A 12,005-nucleotide genomic window follows, 5' to 3' on the forward strand; every position below is an offset into this window, starting at 1 on the left:
TCTTCCTCCTTGTTAATCTAATCTGAATCTTTTTGCATGTTTTATTGTTGTTCTAATATTCCTATTCAGCAGCAGACGCATTCCCACAGAAACAAACAGCCTTGCCGCCACACTTCCTTTCACATATATATCGCCTTTTAAAACCTTATCCTCAAATTGCGGAGTCACATGCACATAATCCGCTGTATAAGGATACAATATGCTTAATCCCGCCAACACCTTGCCTGTCAGCGATGGATCCTCAAAGCCAAATTCCAGATTTCCATTTATCCGCTTCGGTATCAGCTTTCTCAACAGCCGTTTTATTTCAGAAATTACTTTTACAAATGCCGCTTTGTGAATCTCATTCGTGAGAAAATCCATGACAATATCTTTTTTTCTTATCAGTTCTTTTATTTTATCACAAATAGATTCAAATTTACATGAAACTTTCTCCTGCGGAGCATTTTCTTCTTTGATAGTTTCTGTTACATTTTCAGATTTCAAATGAGAGATATTCCGGTTTTGATCCGTTATGCCGCCTGCAGCATTTGTCTTCATATCCAGGATTTCCGCTGGCTTACCGTACTTTTCTTCTGCAGAATGCTTCACTGCTTCATCTACAGCTTCATCTACACTTTCCAGACCAGCTTCCAAAACATCTCCAGCTTCATCCGCTGCCTCTTTTACTGCTTCTGCTGCATCTTCTTCACTGCTCAGTTTCTTCCACGCAATCCGAAGCTTCCAGACCAGCCTTTTATCTGCATATCGTATACTGCCGCTTATCAGATGCAGAAAATATGAAAACTTCACCCTTCCATCCAAAGAGTCCAGATCACCGTCACATTTTGCTTTGATTTCGTAACGAAGCGGCGTAAAAAGTACAATACAAGAAAGCAATACCACGAGTCCAAGTACCGCCAATAATATCCAGCCTATAATTCTCAAAACCGCTAAGATGATATGCAACATATTTTATGCTCTGCTTTCTTCAAAATTTGTCTGCTCTTTCAATATATAACTGCGAACGTCCGTGCCTTTGGTTTTATCAAGGACTTCCTGCACAATTTGTCCGATCAGTTCCGCTGCATCCTCATATCCTTCTGCAAGACCGACTACAAACAAATCCTTTTCATCATAGAAATGCTGCTGCAGCACAAGAGCAGAAAAGAATTCCAGATGGTTCTGTTCACCCGACGCCAGTGTGATAACCGTAACCCCCGGCTGGGGCTTTCTTCCCATCAGCCCCATCAGCACTTTATTCTTCCGCTTCTTTAACAATTCACTTACATATAAATTACTGTAACACTTTATCCGCATTTCTGCCACCCTAATTATCATAATTTCATAAAATTTAGTATCATTAACATTACTGTTCACTCAGATCTGTGCATTTTCTGTGCTGATCGTAAGAAAACCTATCACTATAGACAATAATCCATCGTCAAAGGCGATTTTGCATGGATTTTTGCACATTGCCGTGAACGGGAGTGAGCAGTAACTATCAGCCGCCGTAATAATATGCATCAAGTACCTGTTTGGCGATCGGAACCGCCTTAGCGCCGTCCTGTCCGTCAGATCCTTCAACAATCACACTGATTACCAGCTCCGGATTATCCACATTAGTAAATCCCATATACCAAGAGTGTGTCTTCTCTCCATCCACCATACTGTACTCTGCTGTTCCTGTTTTACCTGCGGCAGAATAGGACTGACCTGAAAGAAGCATCCCGGTTCCTTCATTTACAACAGCAGCCATATATTCTTTTAACTGTGCCGCTTCCTCCGACGCCATCAGACGCTTATAGCTTTTCGGCACATTTTTGCTGATTTCTGTCCCTGTATAGTTTGTCACCTTTTCCACCAGATACGGCTCCATTAATGTACCGCCGTTTGCAATAGATGCAGTGATCAGCGCCATATGGTACGGATTTGTCATTGTATTTCCCTGGCCCATTGCCGTCATCATCATTTCTGCATCGCTTGTATTTTCATTCACTGCAAAAGATGGCTTCGTATAATCCAGTGAACATGGGAGTTTTTTGTTAAACAAGAGCTCCTCTGCAGTCTTCCGGTAAGCTGTCCGATTCAGAGTCAGTCCGATATTAGAAAAAGACGCATTACAGGAAGTGACAACAGAACCTTTCAAATCCTGAAAGCCATGCACCGTGTTGTCAAAGCAGCGGATCGTGGTTCCATCCTGAGTGATTTCCCCATAGCAGTCATAGGTATAATTTGCATAATCGCTGTGTTCCCGCATAAATTCCAACGCTGTTACCACTTTGAACGTGGAACCCGGCGCGTATGCTCCTTGTGTCGCCCGGTTCAAAAGCGGACTGTTTTCTGCATCCCCATTCAAATATTCCCACTGCACCGCAATCTGATTTGGATCATAGGACGGTTTTGACAACATAACAAGTATTTTTCCGGTAGAAGCTTCCATCACAACAATTGCCCCTTTGTTGGCGCCCAGCGCATTGTACGCTGTCTGCTGTAAATCTGCATCCAGTGTAGTGACAACCGTATCTCCCATATCCTTTACATCCTGGAATTCATTTCGCAGTTTTTCAAGGAAAAAGGCATTGGATGTCAGCAGATCAAAGTTTTCCATCGATTCCAGTCCTGCTTTACCATAATCTGTATCGCTGTAACCAACTACATGTGCAAATATATCTCCATATGGATACACACGGTACTCACTTCCATCTTCTGCAAGCTGAGTCTCCGCCAGTATATTTCCGTTTCGGTCTGTAATATTTCCACGTACAACCCTCTCTGCAAAATTATTTTGACGTTCATTGTACGGACTGTTGACAATTTCTTTCGCCCGCACAACATTAAAATAAACCAGATATCCCATCAACGCTACAAAGAGCAGCACAAAAAAGTATGTGATTCTAGCGAACTCTTTGTTTAGGGACTTCCTCGAACCGCGGCTTTTGTTTTCCGTTCTTTTGTCCCGGCTGCGCCTTTGTCTGTCTTGATTTTTTACTTTCTCTTCTCGCCGCTTCATTTCTAATCGCTCTCTCTCTTCTCTTTTCGATAATCTCTTCTTCATCTTCTCGGATGATGTAAAGTCCCTGAATGATACCGAACATAATCATCGTACTAAGCATGGAACTTCCGCCGTAGCTTACAAGAGGCAGCGTCACACCTGTAGATGGAATAAATTTCGTCACACCGCCGATAGTCAAAAACACCTGGAAAACATAGCAGGTTCCAAGTCCAAGTGCAATCAGTTTATAAAAACGATTGCGGATTTCCATCGCAATATTTAAAAACATCACATAGCAGCTGACACAAATCAATATAAGACAAAGCGCAAAAATCAATCCAAGCTCCTCTGCGATTGCAGAAAAAATGAAGTCTGTCTCTGCCACCGGAATTAAATCCGGACTCCCCTGACACAGTCCCATACCGAACCAGCTTCCGGTTCCGATTGCAAATAATGATTGCGCAACCTGATATCCGCCATCACTGTATGTTGCAAAAGGATCCTGCCATGCTGCCACACGCACCTTAATATGTGCAAATAAATGATAACCCACAACTGCCGCAGCGCTTCCCGCACCCAGACCTGTAATTGCATACAACGGCTGCTGTGTTGCAACATAGAGCATAACCAGATACACAACAAACATAATCAATGCAGCGCCAAGGTCTGTGGACAATACAAGAACCAATACGTGTGCAGCTGCAATCGCCGTTGTGATCACTACAGTTCTAAAATCCACAGATTTCTTAAGACTGGAGGCCACAAAAAATACAAAAAGGATTTTCACAAACTCTGAAGGCTGGATTCCGATTCCCGCAATAGTAAATCCCAGCTTCGCTCCGCCTGAGGTTGCAGCAAACACCGCAACAAGCGCCAGCGCCGCAAGCCCCACGCCTGCATATATATATGTCATGTCTACCAGTACCTTCATTTTGCGGATGATCACAGGAACAACCAGACCGATTATCCCACCCACAGCCGCAAATACAAACTGTTTCACGGCATTGTCATAGGAAAGCCGTGTAATCATGATCAATCCGACGCTGATCAACATGCACATATTGTTGACGATCAACTTTGACACTGTCGGATAAATCACAGAATACAGCAGAATCACCGCAAGCAGTAAAACAACCTGTGCTGCGTAGAAAAAAAGCATTTTCAATTCTCCTGTTTTCAGATACATTACCAGGTACGCAAGAAATTGCATCAAAAACATTACAATATCCTGACGCGCCAATATGGACCGTTCTTCCTCCTCATATTCCTTTGTAAATATTGAAAAACATGAGAAGGTATAAACTGCCATCAATATAATAATGAGATATTTAGAAATCTCTACAATAATATTAACCACATTTCCACCTGCTTTATATTTTCACTTACAAGATCCCCCGCCTGAAATGTCCCCTTGTATATTTATCCGGTAATTGCTCCGATATAAGGTCTTCCATAAATGTACAGTTATATTCCTGAAGAATCTGTTCCGTTTCTTTTTTATTTTCCTTTGAAAACTGCAGCCGAACCGAATCACATCCCAATGCCCGGATTTCTTCATACTGATCCAGCAGATATATAGGTATTGGATTATAAATCACATTGTAACATTCCCGGCAGCGGTTTTGTACTGTAAAAGAATTATTCAAACGGTCTGTCATAATGACAAGTTCTTCCTTTTTATTACATCCGTAAACGGTATTTGTCACACACTGCGCCGATACCATGACCGGAGGATACCCATAGATGATCAGCTCACTTTCCTTAGCTCCCAGATGTTTCATTTCCCGGCTGTTCATTTCCAATGGACACGTAAATTCTTCTATGCCGTAATGTCTCCAAAAATTCTTTGCATAACGATTAAATACATATAGATTATGGTCCAAAATCACAGTTCTGTCAAATGCACACTTTTTCAAAAAACAAAGTGTTTCCAGATTACGCACAAGCACGCCGTCAAACTCCTTGTTCAGAATCTGTGCATACTGCTTTAAAAACAATTCCTCCGTCTTGCCCCGGAAAATATGCGGCATGGCAAGAAATAACTCCCGCCCCTGTCTGCGTATTTCCTGACACAGTTCAAGCACTTCTGTACATTCTGACAGATTTCCGTTCATCGCACTGTCCACATAAACACGACTGGCTTCGGGAAATTCAAAAACTGCCTTTAACTGCTCCGCCGTTTCTACGAGAACACACAATTTTATTTTACAATACTGCATACTTTCATAGTCAGACTTAGGACTCTGTATTTCTGCTTTGCTTTCCTGCGGCCTGTCTCTGTGTCTGCTTTTACACACTGCTTTTTCTAATGCATCTAATCCCAGTCTACGCAGCTCATTTAACTGCTGCATGGGGAAAAAGACATTTCCTTTTATCTGAATCTCCAACTGTTCAAATTCAAATTCTGTATTGCCTGTCTTTAATATCTGCCTGCGGATACGTTCTTCATCAAGAGGACTTTTCGCTGCCTCTTCTGCCGCCTGTTCCGAGCACACCTCTACCGTAATCTCTCCAAGCCCCACTATCAGTGTAACAGGTTTGCCAGCAGTAAGTGTTAAGATCCCATAAATTTTTTCTTTTATTTTTCCAAACACATACGCTCCTTCCAGATCATTTAGCAGTTTCTCATTTTTAGTCCGGTATAGGATTCTTCCTTTTTCAAATCGCTGTCCTTTCGGTGCAAGAAACATCACAGCCGAACCTTTTTCATATTCTTTGCCAAACGTATAGTTCTCCTGCCTGTTTCCAAGTTCTAACACATCTCCTTTACCAATCCCTGTCAGCGCCTTTCCGGCTACTTCCCTTCCCTTTTGGGAAATCACCGATACAGCAGCGACCCCGGCATGGTTAGGACGCTGTATACTCATCATATTTCTGCCGTTGTGCTGGGTATAATATCCTTTACTAAAACCTCCCCTGTTATATAGATCCATCAGAGCTTCTTTGTCCGTTTCACTGACAGCAAAACCCTTCCGGCCTTTTTGTAAATATAAATCTGCGTACTTTCGGTACATGGCGGTAACTCCGGCAACATATTCCGGACGTTTCATTCTGCCTTCAATCTTAAAAGAATCTATCCCCGCTTCAACCAGATCCGGTATCAATTCCAGTGTACAGATATCCTTCGGACTTAACCAGTATTTTTTCTCTCCGTTTACCGTATAAGGCAGACGGCACGGCTGAGCACACTGACCTCTGTTGCCGCTGCGTCCTCCGATCAGACTACTCATCAGGCACTGACCGGAATAACAATAACAAAGCGCTCCATGTACAAAGCATTCTATTTCCATTCCGGTCAGATTTTTCATTTGCCGGATCTCTTCCAGCGACAGTTCTCTCGCTGGAACAATGCGCACTGCTCCTTCTTCTTGTAAGAACTTCGCTCCTTCAGCAGCCGTTACTGTCATCTGTGTGCTCACATGAATATCCATCTTCGGAAAATGTGTCCTGACATAATCGAATACTCCCATATCCTGTACGATAACTGCATCCAGTCCTCCCATATACAAAGGCTCAAGATAGCCGTAAAGTCCGTCCATTTCTGAATCTTTCAGTAACGTATTCACAGTCAGATAAAATCTGCGTTCATGCAGATGTGCATAATCAATCGCCTGAAGCAGTTTTTCTTCTGTAAAATTCTCTGCATAGGCTCTTGCACCAAAACAAGGACCGCCTGCATACACTGCATCCGCCCCTGCTGCGATCGCTGCCCGAAAACTTTCATAGTTTCCAGCCGGCGCAAGTATTTCCACCTTTTGACCCTTGCCCTCTTTATAAATCATTTATACTCCTTATATAAAAACAGATTGTATATACATTCATTTTTAATGCTATTTCTGTGCACAGCAGCAAGCTGCGAACGATAATAGTAAAAGAGGCTGTCATGTGGAAGACAGCCTGCTATTCTTTACTTTCTGCGATTCTTCATCTCGGTCTCAAGCTTCACAATCTGCATCTGTAAATCATTATTTTCTTCTTTCATCTTCGCCAGTTCTTTTTCTGCATTCTCCAGCTTAATCTGTACGGAAATCAGCTCATGCTTCAAATCGTACATTTCTTTGTCCTTCAACTCAATGTCGTTCTCCAGAGAATCCCCCTGCTTCTTTGCTTTGAAGTAATCATCGGCAATATTCAGGGCAAGAAGCACATTGCGCGTGTCAGCACTCTGTTTGCGGTATCCCTCGCTGTTCGTGCATTCTGTGATCTTATGATTCAGATAGGAAGAGACCTTCTGCAAATATTCTTCTCCTTCAAACCCACTCAAGGTATACACTTTCCCGCCGATTAAAACTTCTGTAAAATGTTTCGCTGAACTCATAGCTTCCTCCCCATGTATTTCTTACATGCTATTATAAACCATTCAGAAGCAAAAACCAACTGTTTTTTCAGTGTTTTCCAATTTCTTTTAATCAAATTGTATACACGGATACAATCATTTAATCCGTTGGTATTCCAAGATGTACATAAGCAAGCTCAGTTACTACACGGCCTCTCGGTGTTCTCTGGATAAATCCATTCTTTAAAAGATACGGTTCATACACATCTTCCAAGGTTCCCGCATCCTCAGAAATAGACGCTGCCAGAGTATCCAGTCCCACCGGTCCTCCTTGAAACCGCTCGATCATTGTCAATAAAATATTTCTGTCGATGTGATCCAGACCATACTTGTCTACATCCAGCAGATCCAGCGCGTAATTCGCCACATCCTTTGTAATCACGCCATCATATTTTACCTGTGCAAAATCACGCACGCGCTTCAGCAGACGGTTTGCCAGCCGCGGAGTTCCTCTGGAACGCTTTGCCAGTTCCACCGCTCCGCTTTCTTCAATTTCTACATCTAAAACCTGTGCAGAGCGTATGATGATCGTAGTCAGTTCCGCTTCTGTATAGAATTCCAAATGATGAATCACACCAAACCGGTCACGCAGCGGCGCTGTCAGCATTCCCGCACGGGTCGTAGCACCTACCAGCGTGAACTTCGGCAGATCTAGACGGATAGAGCGGGCTGTCGCCCCTTTCCCGATCATAATATCAATAGCATAATCTTCCATTGCCGGATAAAGAACCTCTTCCACCTGACGGTTCAGACGGTGGATCTCATCTACAAACAATATATCATTTTCCTGTAAATTATTCAGAATTGCCGCCATCTCTCCCGGTTTCTCAATCGCCGGACCAGAAGTGATCTTAATATTAACCCCCATCTCGTTGGCAATGATACCTGCCAGTGTAGTTTTTCCAAGTCCCGGAGGGCCATAGAATAGCACATGGTCCAATGCATCCCCTCGTTCCTTTGCCGCACGGATGTAAATATCCAGTGTATGCTTTGCCTTCTCCTGACCAATGTAATCCTTCAAATATTGCGGCCGGAGATGATTCTCGATTTTGATATCTTCTTCCAGATTTTCTGTTGTAATGATTCTCTTTGCCATTGCTTCCCTCGTATTCTATACTGCTTATTTGATTTCACCGCCGGATTCCAGCCGATGATTCCTCATATAATACTTATTTTCATATATAATTTAATGACAGTATTAAAATAGGTTTTTTAGCGCCTGCTTTAACACCTCTTCCACTGTTGCATTCTCAAGACTGACTTTCTTAACAGCTTTCAGACTCTCTGTACTTCCATAACCAAGCGCCACCAATGCCTGTACCGCCTCAGACTGAATCTCATTCGCTCCCGAATCCATTGTTGCTGCAATCTCTGCGCCTCCATCTGCGGAATGATTCAGCACATCCTCAATATCCAGCTTATCCTTCAATTCAATAATAACCTTTTCGGCTGTCTTCTTGCCGATTCCCGGTGCAGCAGAAATCGCTTTTGCATCTCCTGACAACACTGCAAACCGCAGGTCATCTGATGTCAATCTTGATAAAATACTAAGTCCGCCCTTTGGACCGATCCCGCTGACTCCGATCAATAATCTGAACACTTCCAGATCGTCCCTTGTCAGAAAACCAAACAACTGCATAGCGTCTTCTCTTACATTTAAATATGTATGCAGCTTCACTTCATTTCCCATCTGCGGCAAAAGTCCCATGGATGCCTCAGGCATGAAGATTCCATAGCCTATGCCGCCTACATCTATAATGACCTTTTCTTTTTCAACTGCCGCAAGTTCACCTCTGATATATGAAATCATACCATTCCTCCCATAGTTATAAAATTTTGTCCGCTGATACCGTTCTGTTAACGGCACTTTCAATAAAACACCACATTATGCAGCCGCTTTAATACCTCATTAGCCGCAACACCGATCACCATTCCTGTCAGCATACCTGCAATCAGAAGCACCGGGAAATAATATCCGACTCTGTAAGTCTCTACAACCAACATTGCGACAACCAACTGCCCCATATTGTGGCTGATCCCTCCTGCAATACTGACTCCCATCACACTGAATGTTCCTCTATTCTTTAGAAGTGCCATTACTGCCAAACTTAAAATACCGCCTGCCAGACTATATAATATACTGAACAGATTTGTAAACATAAACCCTGCAAGTACGATCCGTACAACTGATAAGAGAAGTGCTTCTATTGCGTTTCTCTTATACAAAAAAATCACGATCAGCAAATTGGCAAGTCCAAGTTTAATTCCCGGTATGCCGAACTGAATCGGAATCAGCATTTCCACATAACTGAAAATCAGTGCAAGCGCTGTAAACACACCAAAATATGCCGCTTTATTCTTCAATCTTTTGCTTCCTCCGCTTCTTTCTTTCATAATATATGCAGAACAGATTCTGTAACACAGCTTTTTGCATGTCATCTTATTATCTTTTTAAATAGAAGATCTAATTCGCAACAGCATCTAATTCCGGTTCTTCACCATCCACAATTGATATAACTACTTTATTAGGCAGGCAGATAATACTCTCTCCATTTCTGGAAATCTCCTTGTGGTGTACACACACCTGGTCAGGGCAGGATGCCCGCTTCATCTCAGCAGCACCATTTACAACCGTCAGCAGGTTCGTGTCATTAATCTCTATTGTCTGTTCTCTATGCAGCGGGTAAGAACCATAGACTTCTCCGTCTACCTGCACTTCTACCCATCCATTTCCGCTATTCTTACCAAAGAAATGAAATCCTATAAATGCCGAGGCGATCACAATGACCGCGGCAACCATAATCCAATCATTTTTCTTCATTGAAACACTCTCTGTTCTTTATTATAATGGAATCTCACAGATGAAATCTCTCCATTCAAACCGTAATCATAATATCATATCATTTCTATGAATGCAACCTTATGTTCGATTATACGTAACAGTTCAGCCTTCGGCTTCCTGTTACAGGCATCAAGCCATGCAAAACCACTTCGTGGTGGCTTGATGCTTCTCTACCTGTACGTTATTTCACGGACTTTGCAGCCAGTGCAAAGTCCTGGGTTGAACTGTTACCTTTGCACAGCCTGCTGCTGTGCAAAGTAACTGCGTTTGTGCATTTAAAATCGCCTGCGGCGAGGCACAAATGCTTGGAAACTTCATTGTATTGGGTCGTAAATGCGCAGTTTATGCGCAGTTCGACTGTGAACAATAACGATTATTTACAATAAAATAAAAGAAAAGACAAGTTCATACAACCTGTCTTTCCATTCTGATTACTTTTCTTTTTCGCCTATTCTACTGGAACTACTCTCGGAATAATTACCTTTCTAGGGCATTTATCCGCACAGACACCGCAATTTGTACATTTGGAGTAGTCAATGTGTGCAAGGAAGTTTGTTACCGTAATCGCTCCTGCTTCACAGTTCTTCTCACACAACTTACATCCGATACATCCTACAAGACAGACATCCATCAGAGCTTTTCCTTTGTCATTGGAATTACATTGTACAAATGTCTTCTGCTCATAAGGTACAAGCTCGATCAGCTTCTTCGGACATGCGGCAATACATTTCTTACAAGCTTTGCATTTTTCTTTATCTACAACAGCTACTCCGTCAACGATATGAATTGCGTCAAACGGACATGCCTTTACACAGCTTCCATATCCGAGACAGCCATAATCACATCCCTTTGGACCTGCATCCTGCATCATATTTACCATGGTACAATCCTGAATCCCATAATAATTGTACTCTGTCTGTGCCTTTTCACAAGTTCCGGCACATTTTACAAATGCTACCTGCCGCGCCTGATCTCCAGCCTCCTGTCCCATAATCTTACCGATTTGAGCCGCAACCGGAGCGCCGCCTACCGGGCATGCCCCTATTTCTGCTTCACCTGCAACAATCGCGGCAGCCAGACCGGAACATCCCGCATAACCGCAACCGCCGCAGTTATTTCCCGGCAGTACGCCTGTGATTGCTTCTTCTCTTTCATCGACCTCAACGGCAAACTTCTTGCCGGAGATTCCAAGGAACACGCCGATAAACAATCCGACACCGCCGACGATCGCCGCGGCAATTAACATACCTGTCATCATTTCTCACGCCCTCCTTAAATCAAACCGGAGAATCCAAAGAATGCGATTGCCATCAGACCTGCGGTCACAAGCACGATCGGCGTTCCCTTGAATGCTTCCGGAACATCGTTATACTCAATCTTCTCACGGATACCTGCCATCAACACGATCGCTACGAAGAAACCGAACGCCGTTGCAATACCGTTTACCAAACCCTCAAGGATGGTATAAGATTTCTGTACATTTGTCAAAGCTACACCAAGCACCGCACAGTTTGTTGTGATCAAAGGAAGAAATACTCCCAGTGAATTATAAAGCGGTGGCATCATTTTCTTTAAGAACATCTCTACGAACTGCACAAGAGCAGCAATTACGAGAATGAACACGATCGTCTGTAAATATTCAAATCCTGATGGAACAAGAATGAATTTGTAGATCAGACTGGTTACAAAAGACGCAATAGTAATAACGAAGATAACTGCTCCGCCCATACCGCTTGCCGTCTTTACATTTTTGGAAACGCCCAGGAACGGACAGATTCCGAGGAACTGGCTGAGCACAACGTTATTCACGAATGCTGAACCAACTGCGATCAATAACAATTCTTTCATCTTCT

Annotated in this window: 12 protein-coding genes; all 12 read right to left on the reverse strand. The window is 43.0% G+C overall.

Going from position 1 to position 12,005, the window contains the following annotated elements; translation table 11 throughout:
- Window positions 1–12: 12 nt before the first annotated feature.
- Window positions 13–951 carry a DUF2953 domain-containing protein gene (locus NFS18_RS02065; protein ID WP_251387193.1) on the reverse strand — a complete coding sequence of 313 codons (939 nt, stop codon included), beginning with the start codon at window positions 949–951 and terminating at the stop codon, window positions 13–15.
- A gap of 3 nt (window positions 952–954) precedes the next feature.
- Window positions 955–1,299, reverse strand: coding sequence for a hypothetical protein (locus NFS18_RS02070; RefSeq protein ID WP_251387195.1), 345 nt, complete (start codon window positions 1,297–1,299; stop codon window positions 955–957).
- Window positions 1,300–1,483: 184 nt separating this feature from the next.
- Window positions 1,484–2,839 carry a peptidoglycan D,D-transpeptidase FtsI family protein gene (locus tag NFS18_RS02075; protein ID WP_251387357.1) on the reverse strand — a complete coding sequence of 452 codons (1,356 nt, stop codon included), beginning with the start codon at window positions 2,837–2,839 and terminating at the stop codon, window positions 1,484–1,486.
- Between the two features lie 37 nt (window positions 2,840–2,876).
- The gene (locus NFS18_RS02080) at window positions 2,877–4,331 is read right to left on the reverse strand and encodes an FtsW/RodA/SpoVE family cell cycle protein (protein WP_251387197.1); all 1,455 of its coding nucleotides are present in this window, start codon (window positions 4,329–4,331) and stop codon (window positions 2,877–2,879) included.
- A 25-nt stretch (window positions 4,332–4,356) separates the two neighbouring features.
- The gene (locus NFS18_RS02085) at window positions 4,357–6,756 is read right to left on the reverse strand and encodes a U32 family peptidase (RefSeq protein WP_251387199.1); all 2,400 of its coding nucleotides are present in this window, start codon (window positions 6,754–6,756) and stop codon (window positions 4,357–4,359) included.
- Between the two features lie 125 nt (window positions 6,757–6,881).
- A complete protein-coding gene (gene zapA, locus NFS18_RS02090) occupies window positions 6,882–7,292 on the reverse strand; it encodes a cell division protein ZapA (RefSeq protein ID WP_122642868.1) in 411 nt (136 codons plus the stop codon).
- A gap of 118 nt (window positions 7,293–7,410) precedes the next feature.
- The gene (gene ruvB / locus NFS18_RS02095) at window positions 7,411–8,406 is read right to left on the reverse strand and encodes a Holliday junction branch migration DNA helicase RuvB (RefSeq protein ID WP_251387210.1); all 996 of its coding nucleotides are present in this window, start codon (window positions 8,404–8,406) and stop codon (window positions 7,411–7,413) included.
- Window positions 8,407–8,508: 102 nt separating this feature from the next.
- Complete coding sequence (gene ruvA, locus NFS18_RS02100) at window positions 8,509–9,120, reverse strand: Holliday junction branch migration protein RuvA (RefSeq protein ID WP_251387218.1); 612 nt, start codon at window positions 9,118–9,120, stop codon at window positions 8,509–8,511.
- A gap of 59 nt (window positions 9,121–9,179) precedes the next feature.
- Window positions 9,180–9,674 (reverse strand): Gx transporter family protein, encoded by a 495-nt coding sequence (locus NFS18_RS02105; protein ID WP_251387220.1) that lies wholly within the window; start codon window positions 9,672–9,674, stop codon window positions 9,180–9,182.
- Between the two features lie 100 nt (window positions 9,675–9,774).
- A complete protein-coding gene (locus tag NFS18_RS02110) occupies window positions 9,775–10,131 on the reverse strand; it encodes a NusG domain II-containing protein (RefSeq protein WP_251387222.1) in 357 nt (118 codons plus the stop codon).
- 469 nt (window positions 10,132–10,600) lie between these two features.
- On the reverse strand, window positions 10,601–11,410 hold the full coding sequence (locus tag NFS18_RS02115; RefSeq protein WP_251387224.1) for an RnfABCDGE type electron transport complex subunit B: 810 nt from the start codon (window positions 11,408–11,410) through the stop codon (window positions 10,601–10,603).
- Window positions 11,411–11,424: 14 nt separating this feature from the next.
- Window positions 11,425–12,000: an electron transport complex protein RnfA gene (locus NFS18_RS02120; protein WP_251387226.1), complete on the reverse strand. Its 576-nt coding sequence runs from the start codon at window positions 11,998–12,000 to the stop codon at window positions 11,425–11,427.
- Between the last annotated feature and the right edge of the window lie 5 nt (window positions 12,001–12,005).

The sequence above is a fragment of the Mediterraneibacter agrestimuris genome (assembly GCF_943193195.1).
GTDB lineage: Bacteria > Bacillota > Clostridia > Lachnospirales > Lachnospiraceae > Schaedlerella > Schaedlerella agrestimuris.